At 45.2% G+C, this 19,493-nt stretch carries 17 protein-coding genes; 10 read left to right on the forward strand and 7 right to left on the reverse strand.

What is annotated here, in order from left to right; translation table 11 throughout:
• Positions 1-114 precede the first annotated feature (114 nt).
• Together ACLWOR_RS11345 and ACLWOR_RS11350 are read left to right on the forward strand one after the other, a co-directional pair.
• Complete coding sequence (locus ACLWOR_RS11345; protein WP_413940848.1) at positions 115-1,458, forward strand: thiolase family protein; 1,344 nt, start codon at positions 115-117, stop codon at positions 1,456-1,458.
• A gap of 28 nt (positions 1,459-1,486) precedes the next feature.
• The gene (locus ACLWOR_RS11350; RefSeq protein WP_413940849.1) at positions 1,487-3,637 is read left to right on the forward strand and encodes a 3-hydroxyacyl-CoA dehydrogenase NAD-binding domain-containing protein; all 2,151 of its coding nucleotides are present in this window, start codon (positions 1,487-1,489) and stop codon (positions 3,635-3,637) included.
• A gap of 62 nt (positions 3,638-3,699) precedes the next feature.
• Here the strand turns inward: ACLWOR_RS11350 and ACLWOR_RS11355 are convergent, their stop codons facing one another.
• Together ACLWOR_RS11355 and ACLWOR_RS11360 are read right to left on the reverse strand one after the other, a co-directional pair.
• Positions 3,700-4,377: a hypothetical protein gene (locus tag ACLWOR_RS11355; protein ID WP_413940850.1), complete on the reverse strand. Its 678-nt coding sequence runs from the start codon at positions 4,375-4,377 to the stop codon at positions 3,700-3,702.
• A 1-nt stretch (position 4,378) separates the two neighbouring features.
• Entirely contained in the window at positions 4,379-5,152 is a 774-nt protein-coding gene (locus ACLWOR_RS11360; RefSeq protein WP_413940851.1) for a TIGR02147 family protein, read from the reverse strand.
• A gap of 124 nt (positions 5,153-5,276) precedes the next feature.
• Between ACLWOR_RS11360 and ACLWOR_RS11365 the strand changes: the two genes are divergently transcribed.
• Positions 5,277-5,975, forward strand: a complete 699-nt coding sequence (locus ACLWOR_RS11365) for a DUF1566 domain-containing protein (RefSeq protein ID WP_413940852.1) — start codon at positions 5,277-5,279, stop codon at positions 5,973-5,975.
• Between the two features lie 107 nt (positions 5,976-6,082).
• Entirely contained in the window at positions 6,083-6,469 is a 387-nt protein-coding gene (locus ACLWOR_RS11370) for a hypothetical protein (protein WP_413940853.1), read from the forward strand.
• Between the two features lie 192 nt (positions 6,470-6,661).
• Here the strand turns inward: ACLWOR_RS11370 and ACLWOR_RS11375 are convergent, their stop codons facing one another.
• Both ACLWOR_RS11375 and ACLWOR_RS11380 read right to left on the reverse strand, forming a co-directional pair.
• Entirely contained in the window at positions 6,662-7,792 is a 1,131-nt protein-coding gene (locus ACLWOR_RS11375; RefSeq protein WP_413940854.1) for a hypothetical protein, read from the reverse strand.
• Between the two features lie 140 nt (positions 7,793-7,932).
• Positions 7,933-9,363, reverse strand: coding sequence for a peptide MFS transporter (locus tag ACLWOR_RS11380; RefSeq protein WP_413940855.1), 1,431 nt, complete (start codon positions 9,361-9,363; stop codon positions 7,933-7,935).
• 119 nt (positions 9,364-9,482) lie between these two features.
• Here ACLWOR_RS11380 and ACLWOR_RS11385 point away from each other — a divergent pair, with 119 nt between their 5' ends.
• On the forward strand, positions 9,483-12,179 hold the full coding sequence (locus tag ACLWOR_RS11385; RefSeq protein ID WP_413940856.1) for a zinc-dependent metalloprotease: 2,697 nt from the start codon (positions 9,483-9,485) through the stop codon (positions 12,177-12,179).
• A 141-nt stretch (positions 12,180-12,320) separates the two neighbouring features.
• Here the strand turns inward: ACLWOR_RS11385 and ACLWOR_RS11390 are convergent, their stop codons facing one another.
• Positions 12,321-13,166 carry a S1 family peptidase gene (locus tag ACLWOR_RS11390; protein ID WP_413940857.1) on the reverse strand — a complete coding sequence of 282 codons (846 nt, stop codon included), beginning with the start codon at positions 13,164-13,166 and terminating at the stop codon, positions 12,321-12,323.
• Between the two features lie 228 nt (positions 13,167-13,394).
• Between ACLWOR_RS11390 and ACLWOR_RS11395 the strand changes: the two genes are divergently transcribed.
• Genes ACLWOR_RS11395 through ACLWOR_RS11405 form a run of 3 tightly spaced genes read left to right on the forward strand, consistent with a single transcriptional unit; the run spans position 13,395 to position 15,934 of the window.
• Entirely contained in the window at positions 13,395-14,054 is a 660-nt protein-coding gene (locus tag ACLWOR_RS11395) for a hypothetical protein (protein ID WP_413940858.1), read from the forward strand.
• A gap of 45 nt (positions 14,055-14,099) precedes the next feature.
• Positions 14,100-15,200 carry a TIGR04552 family protein gene (locus ACLWOR_RS11400; RefSeq protein WP_413940859.1) on the forward strand — a complete coding sequence of 367 codons (1,101 nt, stop codon included), beginning with the start codon at positions 14,100-14,102 and terminating at the stop codon, positions 15,198-15,200.
• Complete coding sequence (locus tag ACLWOR_RS11405) at positions 15,197-15,934, forward strand: lysophospholipid acyltransferase family protein (protein ID WP_413940860.1); 738 nt, start codon at positions 15,197-15,199, stop codon at positions 15,932-15,934. The genes ACLWOR_RS11400 and ACLWOR_RS11405 overlap by 4 nt, the downstream gene beginning before the upstream one ends.
• A gap of 3 nt (positions 15,935-15,937) precedes the next feature.
• Here the strand turns inward: ACLWOR_RS11405 and ACLWOR_RS11410 are convergent, their stop codons facing one another.
• Complete coding sequence (locus tag ACLWOR_RS11410; RefSeq protein WP_413940861.1) at positions 15,938-16,240, reverse strand: hypothetical protein; 303 nt, start codon at positions 16,238-16,240, stop codon at positions 15,938-15,940.
• A 97-nt stretch (positions 16,241-16,337) separates the two neighbouring features.
• Positions 16,338-17,705 (reverse strand): hypothetical protein, encoded by a 1,368-nt coding sequence (locus ACLWOR_RS11415; protein WP_413940862.1) that lies wholly within the window; start codon positions 17,703-17,705, stop codon positions 16,338-16,340.
• A 118-nt stretch (positions 17,706-17,823) separates the two neighbouring features.
• Here ACLWOR_RS11415 and ACLWOR_RS11420 point away from each other — a divergent pair, with 118 nt between their 5' ends.
• Entirely contained in the window at positions 17,824-18,684 is an 861-nt protein-coding gene (locus ACLWOR_RS11420) for a 3-hydroxybutyryl-CoA dehydrogenase (RefSeq protein WP_413940863.1), read from the forward strand.
• Between the two features lie 11 nt (positions 18,685-18,695).
• Positions 18,696-19,493, forward strand: coding sequence for an enoyl-CoA hydratase/isomerase family protein (locus ACLWOR_RS11425; protein ID WP_413940864.1), 798 nt, complete (start codon positions 18,696-18,698; stop codon positions 19,491-19,493).

A 19,493-nucleotide genomic window follows, 5' to 3' on the forward strand; every position in this document is an offset into this window, starting at 1 on the left:
TTTCTGTCCTCATTCGATGCGCTTGGGCTAAACACCTAGACCCCTCTTTTTATTTTGGTGGAAGTGCCGAAAAGGCATATGATTTTAAAGGCTTATCAAATAAGGAGAATTTGAATGAAATCACCACGTGACGTCGTTCTTGTTGAAGGTGTGAGAACGCCATTCACAAAAGCAGGAACAAAACTCAAAAAGTTGCACCCTGCGGATTTGGGTAAAACGGCATTGCAACAGCTCATCGCACAGACAAACTTGGATGTGAACAGTGTCGATGAAGTTATTATCGGTAACACTGGAAATCCTTCGGATGCTGTGAACATTTCGCGTGTTGTGGCTCTTGGTGCAGGTATTCCACAAAAAACGTCTGCTTACACAGTTCACAGAAACTGTGCATCAGCACTTGAGTCGATTTCAAATGGCTATGAAAAAATCAAATCAGGAACAATGGATGTTGTCCTTGCGGGTGGTACAGAGAGCATGTCGCAAATGCCGACTCTTCATCCGAAAAAATTCCAAGATATTTTCGATCAGCTTTTCGCTGCGAAGGGTCCGAAGCAAGCATTGCCACTTTTGTGGAAGCTTTTCAAAGCAGACTTGAAGCAGATCAAAGCTTTACTTCAAGGCAATATGCGTGATGAATATTTCCCGATCATCTCTGTGATGCAAGGTCTGACAGATCCTTTTGTCGGCATCAATATGGGTCAAACAGCTGAGATCTTGGCAAAAGAGTGGGGTCTCACTCGTGAAATGCAAGATCGCTTTGCGTTGCGCTCGCATTTGCTCGCGGCAAAAGCCATGAAGGAAGGTCGCATGAAAGAGGAGATCACTCCTGTTTTCTTGGCACCTGAATACAAAGAAGTGATCTCTGAAGATATCGGTCCACGTGAATCGCAAACAATTGAAGCCTTGGCAAAATTAAAACCGTTTTTTGATAAAGCAACAGGTTCTATCACTGCGGGTAACTCGTGTCCGATTACAGATGGCGCTGCGATGGTGCTGTTGATGTCACGTGAAAAAGCCGAAGCCGAAGGTTACAAACCTCTGGCAAGAATTCGTTCTTACGGTTTTGCGGGTCTTGAGCCTGAGCGTATGGGACTGGGCCCTGCGTACTCAACGCCACTTGCGTTGAAGCGTGCAGGTCTTTCATTGAAAGATATCGGATTGGTTGAATTGAATGAAGCTTTCGCAGCGCAAGTTATGGCCTGCCAAAGAGCTTTGGATTCAGACACATTCGGAAAAGAAAAATTGGGATTGTCTGGAAAAGTCGGAACAATTTCTGATGATATCCTAAACGTCAACGGTGGAGCGATTGCATTCGGTCACCCAGTGGGCGCGACGGGAACTCGTATTGTTCTAACTTTGGGTAAAGAAATGAAACGTCGTAATGTTCAATTCGGTCTTGCAACACTTTGTATCGGTGGCGGTCAAGGTGGATCAATGATCCTAGAAAATGAACAATAAGATTTGCAGCTAAGATTAAGAGGTAAAGATGAGCATCCAAGAAAGCATTAGAATTGAACCTCAAGGCGACATCGCCGTTGTAGTTTTTGATCTGGTTGGAGAGAAAGTTAATAAATTCTCAACTCCAGTGATGATGAGATTTAAAGAAGTGATCCAAGACTTGAAAAAGTCTTCTTACAAGGCTGTGATTTTCAAATCTGCGAAGCCAAGAATTTTTATTGCGGGCGCAGATATTGAAGAAATCAAAGCCATGACGACAAAAGAACAATACGAAGCTGCTGTTGGTGGCGGTCAAGAGATCATGAATATGGTTGAAGACCTCCCAATGGTGACGATTGCTTCAATCAACGGCGCCTGCATGGGTGGCGGTTGTGAATTTGTGATGTCGTGCGATTATCGTATTATCAGCGAAGATGCGTCTTCGAAAATCGGTCTTCCAGAAATTCAATTGGGTATCTTGCCAGGTTTTGGTGGTTGCGTTCGCATGCCACGTATCATCGGTTTGCAAGCGGCTTTGGATATTATTCTTGCTGGTAAAGCAGTGAACGGTAAAAAAGCATTGAAAATCGGCTTGGTCGACAAAATGGTTCATCCAAATCTTTTGGATGGTTTCACAATGAATTGGGCCAAGGAATTGATCGCGGCGGGTGGAAAAAAACGTCGTAAAACATTCCATGCAAAAGGCCTTGTGAACGTGATTTTGGAAGGTGTCGGTCGTGGTGTAGTTTTCAAAAAAGCACGTGAAGGCGTGATGAAAGCAACCAAAGGTCACTATCCAGCACCTCTTGAAGCGCTGAGCGTGATTCAAAAAACATACGGCATGAGTGATCGTGAAGCGGCTTTGCGCATCGAGCGCGAAGGTTTCTGCAGACTTGCCGTGACTGATATTTCTAAAAACTTGATCCACGTTTACTACCTCACTGAAATGGTGAAAAAACAAACGGGTGTGACAGGCGTTGACGTGAAACCACGCGAAGTCAAAGCGATGGGTATCTTGGGTGCAGGAACAATGGGTGGCGGTGTTGCCTATGTTGCGGCCGACAAGGGAATCTTGGTTCGCATGAAAGATTTAAATGCGGATGCTTTGGCAAAAGGTTTAAAACACGCCAGCGAACTGTGGATGAAGTTGGTAAAACGTAAATCCATCGACAAATATCAATACCAACAAAAAATGGACCGTGTGAGTGCAACGACTGATTACTCCGGTTTCAAAAACTTGGATGTTGTTGTTGAAGCCATCGTGGAAGACATGGGTATTAAACAAAAAGTCATCGCTGAGTGTGCGGGTCAAATGCGCCCAGACGCTATCATCGCAACGAATACAAGTTCGTTGTCTGTGACTGAAATGTCCAAAGGTCATCCGCGTCCTGAGTATTTCGCAGGTATGCACTTTTTCAATCCGGTCAATAAAATGCCACTTGTTGAAGTGATCCGTGGTGAAAAAACGTCTGACGAAACAATCGCGACTATTTTCGAGCTAACGAAAAAAATGGGCAAAATGCCGGTTGTTGTGAAAGATGGTCCAGGCTTTTTGGTGAATCGTTTGCTTTTGCCTTATATGGGTGAAGCGGCGTTCTTGCTTCAAGAAGGAATGAACATCGAAACTGTGGATAAGGCTTACGTCAAAGAATTCGGTATGCCAATGGGTCCATTTGAATTGATGGATGAAGTCGGTCTTGATGTGTGCGTGAAGGTTCTAAAAATCTTCAAGAAAGCATTCGGCGAGCGCATTGAACTTGCTCCATGTATGGAAGCTTTGGAAAAATCCGGTCGCCTGGGTCGTAAAAACGGCAAAGGCTTCTACACTTACGGTGAAGACGGTAAGCGTGGAGCCGTTGATCAAACAGTTTACGGCGCATTGGGTTTGGGCCAACCAACAAATCCATATGACTCGAAAGAGTGCATTGAGCGCGGTGTGTTTGCGATGGTGAACGAGTGTTCTCGTGCTTTGATCGAAGATCGCATCGTTGAAACAGCTCATGAAGTGGATCTTGCAATGATCATGGGAACAGGCTTCCCACCATTCCGTGGTGGATTGTTAAAGTATGCTGACTCGATCGGTACTCAATACATCGCCGATCAATTGGCGATGTATTCTTCAAGCCGCAAAGCCAATCGTTTGAAGCCAGCCACTCCGCTGACAAACTTGGCAAAATCCAACGCTAAATTTTATAAGTAGTTTCACTGCCTAAAATTTGATGAATATCAGACCAGGAGTTTAAAAGACTCCTGGTTTTTTATTTAAGGGAACATCAGATGGGGCGTGTCGGGTGCAAGCCAAAGACGGGCGCTATTTAAAACGGCAGCGGCTTCGGTCTTTGGAAGATATTTAAATTGGTCCGCAATTAATAATGCCATAACGTAGCGAAGAGATTCGGAAGTTTCAGGTTCCCCAAATCCGATGGCGATTCTATACAGAACTTCGTGCGCGATGATGATGCCCCGTTGAGTAGAGGACATCCATTTCCAGGCATCTTGATTTAAAGTATAGAAATGTGCTTCAGTTCCTCGCAACGGCGGGCGTTGCACGGCCACTTGTATGATCTCACACACATCCGGAATATAAAGATGAGTTCCGCCGTCCATTGTCGAAGGCATGCTGCCTGCGGGAACAAACTGTGTTTCAGCGTAAAAACGTGTCAGCAAGTCCAAAGCCAAAGGTGGAACGTTTGGTACTCCTTGCAAACGGTTGATCAATACACGTGCGATTTCGATATCGTTCTGGATTTCGAGTTCGGGTAAGTGGGGTTTTAAGCGGTATCGAGTCGTGGTTTCGTAAAAATCAAGTGCTTCATAATTCGTCACAAAATCAGAAACACAAAACAGACCTTCTCCGCCGTTACCGACCTCTTGCCATCCGTTTGAGTGAGCAGTGGGGGAAATAAAAAGAAGTGCAAAAACTGAGATGAAAAGATGCATACTAAATCTCCTGATTTGTGTTTACGGAGAGGGGGAATAGTTGGAGGTTTAATGAATAGACCTCGGTCGGCCCACCGCGACTCATGGTCTCAGCCAGTGTGCGACGAAAATCGATAATCATTTTTTTAGCGACTTCCAGGTTTTTTGGATCAGCGGGGAAGGTGATACTCGAAAAATCACGTAACTCGACAGGCACCTGGTTCATGCGTTGAACAGCGAGCTCCATTTTTTCTCTGTGCGAGTGTCGAATCATCTCGGATGGTATGTCAGTTTCTGTAGCAATTTTTGGTTTGCCGGCAATCCATTTTCCATCTAGTTCATAAATCATTTTGAATTGTTTTAGCTTTTCAATGCTGTCGGAGGCTTGCTGAAAGCTAACTCCCAGCCGAGTCGAAACATTCTCAGCTGAAAGATGAAAGTCGCGAGTCATTAAAAGCGAAACAATAGCGTAGGGAACCCAATCGACGATCAGGTGAAGATCTTGCTCTTTCAGAACCACATCTGCTTGATGAAGCAGACGTTGTTTTTTGTCTTGTTCAGCCGCTATGAAGAGTTCGCGACGTTGGATTTCCGATAGCTTCAGAGAAGTTGCAATTTTTTCGAGTGTTTTAATCGTCGGGATATTGGTCTGTTGTAAAAGTTCAGTCAGGCGCCCGGGAGAAAGTCCTAGATCCTTTGCAAAGGAACGCAGAGAGTACTTTCCATCTTTCTGCAATTTTTGATGTTCGTAGTGGAGGGTTAAAATGCTTGCTACGCTTCGATTTGAATCGTTCATTCCGCTTCCTCCAAATGCGTGCTGAATAGACCATCCTATCGGTGTTTGCAAGTGATTCAGCTATGGAACATGTTCCGATTTTTTTCAATTTTGTCGGAACATTTGAATCCCTAGAATAAAACCTATGCAGGTGACGTTCCGGTTGAGGTTCTTTAAGGCGCGAGCTTTAGTGGGAGCGATGCTCTTTGTGTTCTGCTCGTCTGTATTCGCATTTAGCAGCGTCAAAACCAAAAAAGCCAAAAGACAAGACGGTTGTTTTCGTCCCAATCCCACAATTGGAGAAACTTGTGAGGATGGAACTATTTACATTGGCCGTGACTCGTTAAATAGAAAGTTGGTCACCGCCCCCGGGAATTGCTCGCATGAGCCTTCAGGGACACATTACACAACTCCGACCGAGCCTTTTACTCCAACTTGTAATGGCGTGACGGATGCTTCCGTAGCAAAAGCTTGGGGAGCATATACTTTCACCACGGGATTAACGGGGACAACGGATGGTCGTACGCACACTTTGAATTTGGCGCTCAACTACACAACAACCCGGGCTGCGAAGTATTGCTACTACAATAGATACGGTGGTTACTCCGATTGGTATCTTCCGGCAAAAGGAGAGTTGAATTTATTTTGGACGAATCGAGTTGCCATCAATGCCAATCCAACTGCAGGAGTTAATACGGGCGGATCCTATTATTGGAGTTCGACGGAATACAGCGCTACTCATGCATGGGTTCAGAAGTTTAATGATGGTCAGCAGTTTAATGGCGGCAATCGTGACAATACAGTTGCAGGAAACTTGGTCCGTTGTATACGGCGACATCCTTAGCGATTCGGCGTTTTTTTATGTCTGTCTTTTATGAATAATAAAATTTAAGAACAGAATTCGTATTCAGGGACGGTCGCGTGTATAACCTGCCAAACCCTGGAGACTTTATGAAATTTTTAATGACGTTGGTGGCAGGTCTTTTCGTAGCAGGAACAGCGATCGCTGGTCTGGAAATTATTTATATCGACGGCGCTGATTCCATTCAGCAAGTTCGTGAAACGCCTGCTTTCAAAAAGCAGCATATAACGACAAAACTGCCTGTCGATTATTGGTCACTCATTGCGGCAGTTCATTCTGACGCCGAAACGTTTCAGTGCGAAGATGACGACATCAAAAAAATCAAAGTCGTGTCACCATCTGGTTATGTGTTTTACATGATTTACACGATGGAAGATTATTGCGACGGCGGTAACACTCTCGGCATTCTGTTAGACAGCCAATTCACAGCAATCGGCGAAATCCACGACGGCGCCTTCTACAAAAACATAAAATAAGGCGCCCGGTATAAAAAGGTGCCCGGTGACTTTTTCGTCACGCATCTGCTAACGGACCCGTGTTTCGGATAATTGAAAAAATATCGGACGCCAGGATAACCTCCTGGCGTTTTTATTTTCTGGGTACGACAGCTGCGTTCGTAACACCCCGAGCTCCCGCAAACAGCGGAAGCTAGCGGCTAACGATCTCATCTAGTTCTTATTATTGACTTGCACCGATTGAACCGAATCCAACACTTTATCGACACTGTCGAGTACCGATTTAAAGTAAAGAAGATCTTGGTAAGGCTTCAAAAACATGCTCGGCTTTTTCGCGGCCAAACGTTGATAGTGAGGCAGAATAACGTCTGGTCCTTCTTTCATCATCATGTGCATGGCTTCAAAGCTCGTTTTGTTGATGGCATGGTGATCAACGATGAGTTTGGAAAGAGCGAGAGTTTGTTCAAGGCTCATCGACTGAATTTGTGTGGGATTGGTATCAATTTCTTTTTGTGCAGGTAAGAGTACTGGGGAGAGGAAGTACACGCTGCCACCCGCACGTGTTGCTTCGCTGGCATAGACATTTGATTCTTTTTGCGCCAAAGAAGGACCGTAGTATTTGCTATAGAGAGTGCGCAGGATACTGCGAGGTGCGCCTAATTTTTTGAGTCTATGACGCTGGAACAACATAAATAAAGCATTTGTCTCTGCAAAAGCTTCTGTGAGGTGAAGGTTGTGAGGAACAACTTCAAATTCATTAATTGCAGCAATATAGTTTCGATCCAAGCAGTGAGAAAGCTCGTGATACAACGAGAAGAGTTGAATTTCTTCCTGGGATAAAAGACTCATCGCTTTTTCAAAGTTGAAATTCTTGAAAAGCTCCGGATGAGTATCAGCTCCGGTAATGCGTTTGATTTCTTCAAGTGGCGTATTGTTGGTAACACTTGGAATGACCACGCAGTACTTCATTTGATTAAAGCGTACTTTTTCCGTATAGAAGGGTTGGGCAGAAGCATCTTTGTTGGTCGGTCTGAAGCTTGGCGCTAAAGTGCCCGCTTCTTCAGGAAGCATTTGGTAGCCATGTTTTTGTTTTATGTAAGTAAAAAGACCACGAGCGAGGATGTCTTCGTTGTCGGTGTTTTCGTATCCGTGTTTTGCCAGAAATTTTTGGAAGTCGGGTTTGTCGACGATAATGATCGGATATCCCAATGCGTTTTTGAATTCACTGTTCAGCTTTTCAATCTCACCAGTAAGGTCGACAGCGTGAGCAACTGAAGTCGTTCCTAGCACAGAAATAACAGCAAGTGATAGAGAAAGAACATGTCTCAAAATGGATCGTTTCATGGGGGCACTCTCCTCAAGATTTAAGAGAGTGCAAGCCAGGTGCCCCAAGACCGTGAAACTGGCCCCGTTGACCGAGTAAGGTTTAGACGGGGGCCGTTTTTGGGAAGACGGTCAGTTTAATCTTTCGAATCAGAACTCTTTCAAGCTTCTTGCATTTTGCTCGAATGAGTTGGCGGTGTTGGTGTTGGGGATCCACTCGATTGATGACTCAAAGAACGAGTCAACACTCGGTTCGTCACCACAAACAAGACTGCTGGAACCAAACCAAGAGCAGCTAAGTACAAGAAGAAAGTTTCTTTCGACATGGTTTCATAGTTACTGCCGATAATTCCCGACAAGTGACCACCAGCAAACGAAGCCAAAAACCAAACGCCCATCATCATAGAAACGATTTTTGCCGGAGCGACTTTCGTTACCAACGATAATCCGATAGGAGAGATGTAAAGCTCACCCAAAGTTAAAAGGAATGTTGAGCCGAGAAGCCACATCACAGTGCCTTTGCCTCCGCCAACTACGTAAGCAGCACCAAACATAATGAGCAAGGCAATACTTCCTAACAAACAACCAATCGCCATTTTAATCACAGTACCAGGTTCTGATTTGCGACGAGATTGCCATGCCCAAACGCGGTCCATGATCGGAGCAAAGAAGAAGATAATGAATGGATTAAAGCTTTGGTACCAAGTTGATGGAATTTCCCATCCAAAGAAAACCCAGTCGGTGTTTTGGTCGGCCCACAATTGCAACGTGTTACCTTGTTGTTCGTAAACACCCCAGAAGAAAATCGTCACAGCACACAGGAATGTTAAACCAATTGTGCGTTTCCATTCTTCGGCCGTCAGCGGAGTTTTTGCTGTCGCTTGAACTGTCGAGTTTGGTTTCGAGAATTTCAAGTCTGTATCAGGCAAGCCTTTGTGACCCAAATGATAGATCAAAAGAGAAATCAACATGCCCACACCAGCGGCGCCGAAACCCCAGTGCCAGCCGACTTTTTGTCCCAAGGTTCCGCAAACAAGAGGCGAGAAGAACGCACCTAAGTTGATACCCATATAGAACAAAGTAAACGCGCGGTCGCGACGTGAATCGCCTTGTTGGTAAAGACCGCCCACCTGTGTAGAGATATTTGGTTTAAAAAAACCATTGCCGATAATAATGAACAACAATGCCGGGAAGAAAAGGTTCTCAATGGCCATCAGGAAGTGACCAATGGCCATGACCACCGCGCCGACATAAACGGAACGCTTTTGTCCCAACCAACGGTCGGCAATAATGCCCCCGAAAAACGGTGTAAAATACACAAGGCCCACATAAAGACCGTAAATATGCGACGACAACGCTTGAGTCGTCAGCTCTCCATAAGAGCCCTCAAACCATGCCTTGATGGCACTAAAGCCCCAAGGCTCTCGACCGGCCTGCGCCTCAACGAACAAATACTGAGTCATATAGAGCACCAGAAGGGCTCTCATGCCGTAAAAAGAGAATCGTTCCCACATCTCCGTAAAAAACAGAGTGAAGAGTGGCCGTGGATGGCCAAAGAAGGTCTTTTCAGCGCGTGTATTCATCGAGTTCATGCTCCTGTCGATGGTGTTGACGATCGTGTACATTTCACAGGGAAGACCCTGCCTTTTTGATCTTTCCGGACTTTTGTCATAAATGCATCTTAAATTTGAGCTATTGGGGGAGGTTTTCAATGGCTTTTTGGGGTTCACTTGCGCGTGTGGGCGTGGCTACTGCATTGGTTTTGTCCACGGCCGCTTGTACTAAAGAGACGATCATCGAGAAAGAAAAAGCAGCTCCGAAGAACATGCATCAGTCCTTCAGCACGGTTTCTTTAACGAATGCCTGTGATACTGCGACCTGCATCAAAATTCAAAAAAGCTCCCTCGGGAAGATCTTTCTTCTGATGGCTTCAGGTGTGACCCTTGGCAGTGCGCCTCAGTGGTATGACTTAAAGCCGCTTGTCGTAAGCTTTAAAAAGAACAACTCCAGCGTGGCCTTGGTGGGTGAAAACTACACCTCAATCTACAATGAAATCCAAGGTGTAAACCTGATCCAAAGCTTCCGCATCGTCGAAGAAGACGAAACATCCATCACGTTTGATTGGGGTAAAGGTCTTTCAAGCTTTATCGCCGACAGTCCCTATGATGTTGATGCTCCTCGTGGCAAAAAAGATCTCACGGAAAACTCCATGAAATCAATCCCCGTGATTGATTCCTTTGTCGAGAATGTGAAAATCACAGATAGCAATATCGAGCTTACGCAGCTTTCAAAAATTCGCTCAACAGTGGGGCGAGTTGGTCAAAATCAAGTTTTGACCAATGAAGAGCGTGAAGAATCATTAACCATGAATATTCAAATCCGCGCTTATAACTTGGGTGCCGATTTTAAAAAGAAGGAATACGACAAATCTCGTCGCGTGGGTTTCTTTGTTACAAAAGTTTCTAAACCCAGTTTGAGCCAAGATCTCACGAACCTCATCACGAAATGGGATATTTCTCCTTCAAAAGGACCGATCCGCGTTCGTATTTCAAATGCCGTTCCAGCGGAATACGTTCAAGCTGTTGTTGAAGGTGTGAACTACTGGAATAAAGTTTTTGGTCGTGAAGTTCCAGGCCAAGAAGCCTTAGTTGCTGTGACAGGGGTTGATCCACAAGCAGGTCCTGAAGACCGTTCGATCATGATCCGTTGGATTCCGTGGTTGGACGCGGGGGCGGCCTACGCTTTAGGACAATCCGATCCATTAACGGGTGAAGTTTTGCGTGCGCAAGTCTTTATGCCCGCAGTTTTCACCAAAGTAGGTTCTTCTGATTTAGTTGAACTTAACGATCGTTCACCAGTTGCGGCTGTTAATGGCGCGATTGCTTGCGATTTCTCAGCGGCCGTTCCGAAATTAGAAAAACTTTTGCGTGAGGCACCAGAATCAGCAAGACTTCGTCTGGCGCAAGACAGCGTTCGTTCAACAGTTGCCCATGAGTTGGGACATGCTTTAGGACTTCGTCATAATTTCGCAGGTTCGTTCTCTTCGAAAGTGACGACAAAAGAGCTAAATGCCGCGACCAAAACGTATTTGAAAGATCTCAATCATCAAGGTCTTGAGACTTCGACAAGTATTATGGATTACGTCGGTGGAGTTGATAATATCTTGATGGCCGCGCGCTTGAAATATCAAGCACTCACTTACGACAAGATGGCGATGGAGTGGGCCTACTCGGATAACGACACTTCATTGGACGAAAAGAAATCTTTGTATTGCACAGACGACGATATCGCGTTTGCGAATTCCAACGGCTTGGACGTCTACGGTTGTGAGCGCTTCGATGCTGGTAACAACCCATTAGCTCGTAAATTTTTGGATGCCAAAGACGACAAAGACACGATGATCCCGGTTCTTTTCGCTTCGATCATTGGTCGTTTGTATCCCGGTGATCAACCCAACGTCGTCAATAACTTAGACCAAGTTTTAGAAGACACGAAAAAGTGGGCTGTTGTTAGCATGGCGCCACTTGATTTCGTTGCTGCTGTTTTGCAAGACCGGGTCAAAAACGGCTCTCCGGAAAATAAATTTGCTTCTCTTAAGAGCGTCAAAACTGGACAGGCTCTTTACTCAAAATTCGGCATTGATCCCGCTTTAACGGCGCAAAAAGCCCAAGATCTAAAAGCCGCTGAAATCGGTGGCTATGCCAATATCTTCAGAAAGTTAGCGATCAATTCCGAAGGAGAAATCGATTTCGGTTGGTACCGCACGCAACTTGAACTCTTTAAGCAAAGTGCTTATCTGAAGTCAGGAAAAACCCTCGCGGGTCGTGAATACACTTTGAGTGATGAAGATCAGAAAAAAATCGTTAAGTTTTTTGAAGGTTACGCTGAAAGCAATGAAAAAGCTTTGCTTGAGGGCTTGACTGCTTTGGTTCCAAAAATCGACGCTGAAGAAAAATCAGGAAACATAGCCGCGAAAGTTTCTACGTTCGTAGGAGCGGGTCTGATCACAGAAACAGATGCTCAAAACATCACAGGCTTCGTGACTTCATTGCTGACTGTCTCGACAGAACAAACAGTAAAAGCAGGGGAAGGCTTACAAAAAGAGATTAAAATTCCTCTTCGCAAGTTAAGCACCGAAGATCGCTTGAAGTATGTACCACTTCTTTCAAGCGTCTCAATGAAAGCTCCCATGCTTCCAGCTAAAAACCTCCTTCGCCAACTCATTTTAGCAGACATAGTTGCTTTCGTAGGCCAAGCGGATCCAACAGTAAACGTCCCAGCACTCACTCCTGAAGACCTCGGAAAGCTCGCAACAAACTTGCAGCAAAAAGGCGTAATCGAAGTCAACGGTGCGAAGTGGTTGAACGGAGAACTAAAACTGATTAGCACGCTCGACAAACTCAACTAATAAGCTCAGTAAACAAAGTAAAAAAATAAAAGTCCGAAGCCAACAGCTTCGGATTTTTTTATGCCCAAAATCCCCCGCGCATAAAAAAAGCCCCGACTGTTTCCAATCGGGGCTTCAAATTAAAAGCTAAATTCAAAAGAACTATTTAGAGAATTGCGCCATCGCTGAATCGATGAATTCTTGTTGTGTGCCGATCAATCCATGGAATGACCATTCAGAGCAATAAGTGTTCTCGTCTGGACCAGAAACGCGACTCGCGATTCCCCAAGCAAGCATTTGACCATCAACTTCGATGAAAGCGGGTCCGCCGGAGTCGCCTGAGCAAACGCCGTTGCGATCTTTTTGGTTAAACGCGATTTCTTTTTCGTTCAAAAGACCTGCGATTTTCACGTGGCCTTTGCGAAGTTGGTCATTTGGAGTTTCAGTTCCGTCATCGATACGGCCGTAACCCGCAACGATAATATCAGATTCAGCGGACAAGATATCGTGCTTATCTGGAGCTAGGAATTTACCCACTTCATAACCAGTTGGCATTTCGCCTTCGAACTTCAACATACCGAAATCAGAGTTGCCTTCGCTCTCTGGCATTTTCTTTTTCCAGTTTTCGTGAATGGCGAAATCAACAACCTTACGAACTGTTTCTTTCGAAGCCGCATTGATGTCCGTATCGAAAATGATGAAAGCCGCACGTTTGCCACCAGCAGGGGCCACCGGAACACAGTGAGCCGCTGTCAAAACCACGTTCGCAGCATACAAAATACCCGTGCATTTGAATTGGTTTTCAAGGCCGGTTTTATCTTTAGTCACACCGATAATTGCGACAGTGACTTTCGCAATTTGGTCTTCTTTAGGAATTAAAGTTCCGTTGATTATAGAACCGTTATGAGAGTTATAGGAAACTTGAGAATCTTTTGAAGCAGGTGAGCAAGCTGTGAGGCCCAAAGCTGCAGAGACGAGTAGTGCCTTCGTAGTAAGTAATTTTTTCATGACTGTTCCCCCTCTAGACAGGCACCTTAAACACCAAAATGGAACCACCCTCAACGAATTTCTTCACACCATTTCAATTTTTTAAATGAACAGTTGCTCTACAGTCGTTGCCCGTAAAAGGCACTTTCCCTCTCTGAGACAGCTCTTGTCTCATATTGGCTCCCTCAGATCGAATAGGGGCGTTCTCAGTGGTCCCATCCTTGCCATATCTAAAGACGGAGGCTCTTTATGAACAAAGCGATCTTTTCAAAACTTGCTGTGTTGATCTTGGTGATTTCAACATCGGGTTTGGTGGCGTGTTCACAAGGGGACCGAAGCATGTCTCGCACGGCGAGCTCTGGAAACCAAAACACGGGGTCAGGAAATAACGGCACTGTCGGTGGTGGGTCGAATACTTGTCCAAGCACATCAACTGTCGGAAAAATCTATGGCGGCGCTAACTTTGAGGCCCAGGTAAAAGCTTTCGTTTCGGCGACTCTGAATCCAAGCGCCTTGGGAACGGTGAGCGGCGATATCAATGCGTCTACGGGAATCGACTTCACTGCCTCATTCGCATTTGATTCTGCGGGAAACCTCAATGTTGCAAATTCCAGCGTGAACATGAAAATCTATGACTCTTATGTGGGCACAGTTTACAACGGCCAAACCATCACACCTTACTCTGTGAATTTTAGCACGGCTGCCGCCGGAAATTTGAACAGATCAACAGGTCAATTCCAAGTTCGCTTCTCTGATGCTTACGGCGACATTGTGTTTCAAGGTACAAAGGGCTCAAGCCTTACAGAGGGGACTGTAACTTTCCAAAACAAGACCGCAGTGAGTGGCTACTCTCCAGCGAGCGGCACTCTAGGCAGCTTCAAAATTTACAGCTGCGTTCTTTTTAAGTAAGCGCTGCGTCTTGCTTAGGCCTCATCTCAGTTCGAAAATAACCCCATGCCTCAGCGTTTCATATTCGACCCGTCTATTTTGGAATCGGTAGTCGGTGGCCGATCAGCTATCGATATTCCGCGATTGAACATTCACTCTCATGAGGCGGCGACAGCTTTTTTAATGAGCTATGGCTTTGATATCAGCAAAGAAGAAGATCTTGAGAAGCTTTGGTACTACCACCGTCGTGCCTTGGTTTTGATGTTTGAAAAACTGAGTTTCAAAGATGAAGAGCTTCCGCCCGTTTTCCGTGACCGCAAAAGTTTGGGCGACATTCGTGAGTTGTTGCTGATTGCAAGTTCGACAAATCAGGCAGAAGTGGAATTGCAAAAATGGGCCTGTGCGATCTTAAGATGCATGCACGTTTTTGTTCATGCTGAAAACGATCTCTTCGGTACATTTGCAGAAGAAATTCAGTCTCAGATCCTCACAGCTTTTCAAAACTGCATCGTGCATGACAGTTCTCATCGTGCCTTTTTAAAAAGCTCGATGGAGGGACATGACTCTGTTGAACTGCTTGGTTTTGAAGTCAAACCGTTTAAAACATCTTCTAGTACCGTGATCAAACTTCTTGCGAAGCCCGATGCTTTAGCGATGAAGATTTTTGATAAACTCGGTGTGCGTTTTGTGACGAGAAATCTTTTTGATACTTTCCGTGTGATCCGTTTTTTGGTTCGCGAAAATATCATCAGCTTTCCGCATATTATGCCAGACCAAAGCTCGAACAACCTTTATCCGATTGATCTCTTTATGGAGGTCTGTGGGGAGCTTGCGCAGCGTTTGGATATCATGACGGATGAGGTGATTCAGGAGGCCTTCGATGCGAAACTCGCAGAAAAAGGTGACACTGTAAAATTCCTGCGTAAGGAAAACTTCTTCTCCGGCGAAGACTATAAATTTATTAAATTCATCTCGCGCAAACTGATTCATATTCGACCTCAAGGTGCGCAAGAAGCTTTTTCATTTTTCTATCCATTTGAGGTTCAAATCATGGATCAAGGAGCGCACGATCGCATTTTGTCGGGACCTTCTGAGCATCAAGCCTACAAGGAACGTCAAAGAAATGCGGCTCGCCAGCGTCTGTTTCCGGAGTTAAAAAGTAAATGATTTTTAAATGGCTTTCTTATCCACGTTCTTTGATCGCAACAATCATTTTTCCGATCTATACGGTTTTATGTGCGATCGCGGTTATTTTCTTAAGCTTCACCATTCGTAAGCGCTGGCTGGAAGATCAAGTCGTCTACGCTTGGGCCAAAGGCGTTTGCTGGATGTTCGGTGTGCGCGTCGTTGTAAAAGGAATGGAAAATATTCCTCCCGGTGGTTGTTTGTTCGTTTTTAATCACACTAGCTTCTTTGATATTTTTGCGATGTCAGGTTGGCTGGGAAGTTTCCGTTTTGGCGCCAAGATTGAGCTCTTTAGCATTCCTTTTTTTGGAGCCGCGATGAGACGCGCTGGTATCTTGCCTATTGCGCGCAATCGTCGAGATGAGGTGTACAAGGTTTACTCTGCAGCGGAAGCGCGCATCAAGGCAGGAGAGCGTTTTGCACTTTCACCTGAAGGCACACGCCAAAGTGAAGAAATTCTGGCTCCCTTCAAAGCAGGTCCTTTCGTTTTTGCGATCAATGCCAAAGCGCCTCTGGTTCCAGTGATTGTAAAAGGGGCTCTTGCGGTGATGCCGAAAGGTCGTATTGTGCCGAACTGGGGCTCGTGGAAAAGAACGATTACCTTAGAAGTTTTGCCTCCCATTTCTACAGAAGGTCATGTGATTGACGAAAGAACGCGTCTGCAAGAAGAGCTTCGTAAAGCGATGGAGCCGTATTTTTCTGGTGACGGATTTTAATTTCTAAAGAGATTTTGAGAGATCGTAAATCTCTCTCAGAGTTGTAACTTCTTTCAAAATACTTTCAAGCGATGACATTGAAAGTTTCATCAATCCCACAATCGGATTTCCGCGGGCCAAGGGTGGGCAGAGTTTATTGTTGGGAAGAGTTTGAATCATATCGAAATAACTTTTTAGAATATCTAGAATGAGGGGAATCTTGTCGGAAGCGTATCCCTCAATCTGAGCGATATCACACGAGGCCAGAGTCTCCTCGAATATTTGGCGAGCTTTGCTTTTTGAGTCTTCACTTTTAAACAAGTTCATTCCTCGCAAAGAAAATAACAACAAACAATTGTATATTACATGCCTGGAAAGTGAGCTCAAGAGTTAATTAAACAAAAAATGAATTGTAAGGAAAGTCTTAGCGAACGACGTTCCAGGTACCGCCAGCAAGGGAGCTGCGCAGTTTGACCTGTTTAATACCGGTATCGACGTGGATTTGAACCTGCGCATTTGGCAGGGCATCGATTTGGGTCAGTCTTAAAATTTTAGGATTGCGGTGAAATGCGGATTCAATGGCTTCGGCAATTTGATCCCAGCGGATAAAGGGTTCAAAGGAAGCACCTTTGTTGGTACTGCGGAAGGATCCCACGTACCAAACGCCGCTAGGGTGAATGCTCACAGGATAATTTTGTTTTCCAAACTGCGGAATTTCCGTCCAGGTTAGGCCGTCTTCCGTGCGATAAACTCCTTCAGCAGAAACGACACCTTTGACTGAATTTTTACTCTCAAAAGCGATCGAATAAATTTCTCGCTTCATAAGTTCATCTGTCGTTAACGATGACTTTCCGAGGCTTGTTTCAGGTAGTAAAAGATCTTTCATTTTCCACCAAACTTCGCCGTGTCCATCTAAATTGGAAACGCCCCAGATGCAGGCATCGGTTTTCGTGATTTCAACGCGAGAACGCAGTTGTGGACCGTAAGCTTTTTCTGCGCGAACAACAATGCCTCGAGTTCCGTTGGTCACGTAACCTTTGATTTCAGAGAGAGGCAACAGACTGCCTTTGGGTGTCACCGCAAAATCATTGTTGCGATGAAGAATGGGAAGCCATCCTTTTTTCGTGTGATAGGCAAGATTGGCGAAGTCAGCTTTACCGACGAAGTGATTGATGTCCGCATAGCCGATGTGATCTTCATATTTTACTTTGAGAAAACCTTTTTCAAACGAGAGCGGTTCAATGCGACGAAGACGGGGAATGGTTGTGATCACAACCGAAGGTAAACGCGGTTCTGTGCGCAGAAATGTGTCGATGACGTTGATAAAAATTCCGGTATCGTCATGCAAAGCTTGTAGGTGATGCAGTGGCATCCAGCCTTGTTCTTTTTTATCTTTCACTTGCACGCGGGCCCAATAGCTATCGGTATCTAGAATTTCAACTTGGGTTTTTGCAGCAAGCATCGCAACCGGCATAGCATCGCGACGGTTCATGCTTAAAATTTGCACAGAAGATTTTGTTTCCGCGTTTTTCGTAACTTGGATATCGCGGAGAATTTGGTCACCTTGCAGTTGAAAAGTTTTATGGTCCCAGCTGGTTTGAAAAGAAAGATCCAACTCTGCGCGGGTGGTTTTAGATTCCAGAGAAGTTCGACTCACCTGGCCAGAAGGGAATAAACTCAGGGAGCTGCGGTAAAAAGAGACGGCTTTTTCAGCATCGGTTGATAGCGCCGCGTGGCCCTGAAATGGGAGAAGAAGTGTCGTAAGAGCCAGAGCGGACAAAACATGCTGCATCAGTCTATTTTCGCGTGATTTTTAGAGTGCTCTCAAGACCAGAACTTTTGACCTCAAGCCTAAAGGATAGTAGAAATCGGGGGTTCTTTTTAAAGACAAATTAACGCGGAGTATATGGATGAATATTCAATTGGTTGGTGTTGTTGGTGCGGGACAAATGGGGAATGGAATTGCTCAGGTTGCGGCACAATTTGGTTTCAACGTCATTATGACGGATGTCAGTGGTGCGGCTCTTGAAAAAGGGATGGCAACAATTTCTGGAAGCTGTGACCGTCTTGTTAAAAAAGCAACGATGACTGAAGCTGACAAAGCGGCTCTTTTGGGTCGTATCAAAACTTCTCAAGATCTTTCTGCATTGAAAGAATGCGATATCATCATTGAAGCGGCGACTGAGAACATTGATTTGAAACTGAAAATCTTTAAAGACCTTGATGCCGTTGCAAAGCCAGCAGCACTTTTGGTTTCTAACACGTCTTCAATTTCCATCACGAAAATCGCGGGAGCGACAAAACGTCCAGAGCAAGTTGCTGGTATGCACTTCATGAATCCAGTTCCGTTGATGAAATTGGTTGAAGGTATCCGTGGTTTGCAAACTTCAGACGCGACTTTCACAGCCGTTCGCGCTTTGGCAGAGAAAATGGACAAGACTTTCGTTGAGTCTACGAAAGACATGCCAGGCTTTATCGTGAATCGTATTCTTATGCCGATGATCAATGAAGCGGTGTATACTCTTCACGAAGGCATTGCTTCCGTTGAAGCGATCGACAATGCCATGAAACTTGGAACAAACCAACCGATGGGCCCACTCACTTTGGCTGACTTTATCGGTTTGGACACTTGCCTTGCGATTATGAACGTTTTGCATGACGGACTTGGTGATTCAAAGTACCGCCCATGCCCACTTCTTGTGAAATATGTTGAAGCAGGTTGGATGGGACGTAAATCAGGACGTGGTTTCTATAACTACGCTGCGAAGTAAGGATTATTGAGATGAACTTTTCGTATAAAACATTATTACTTGAACAAAAGCCGAATGGCGTGTGGTTGTTAACAATCAACCGTCCTGAAGCTTTGAATGCTTTGAATTCAATGGTTCTCAACGAGATGGGCGAAGTGCTTCGTCAAATCGGTGAAATGCCCTACGAAGACGCTCGCGCTCTTGTGATCACAGGCGCTGGCGAAAAAGCTTTCGTCGCAGGTGCTGACATCAAAGAAATCTCTGAACTGGATGAAGACAAAGCGTTAACATTTGCTCAACGTGGTCAAAGCATTTTCCACGAATTGACGTTGCTCAAAATCCCTGTGATTGCAGCCGTTAATGGTTTTGCGTTGGGTGGTGGTTGTGAGCTGGCGTTGGGTTGTGATTTCATTTACGCTGCTGACAATGCAAAATTCGGTTTGCCAGAAGTGAGCCTCGGATTGATCCCAGGTTTTGGTGGTACGGTTCGTATGGCCCGTGCAATTGGGGCTCGTCGTGCTCGCGAGTTGACATACACAGGCGGCATGATCACTTCTGATGAAGCGTTCCGTATGGGTCTTGTGAACAAAGTTGTTCCAGCGGCTGAATTGATGTCGACAGTGATGAAAACTGTGGATGCTATTTTGTCAAAAGCTCCTATCGCTGTTGGACAAGCAAAAAAATCCATCAACCAAGGTTGGGATATGGACATCGATGCGGCTCAAAAAAATGAGGCGCAAATTTTCTCTGAACTCTTCACAACTGAAGACGTAAAAGAAGGCACAGGTGCCTTCATCGAAAAACGTAAAGCTCAGTTTAAAGGACACTAG

The sequence above is a fragment of the Bdellovibrio sp. HCB2-146 genome, from assembly GCF_047345725.1.
GTDB lineage: Bacteria > Bdellovibrionota > Bdellovibrionia > Bdellovibrionales > Bdellovibrionaceae > Bdellovibrio.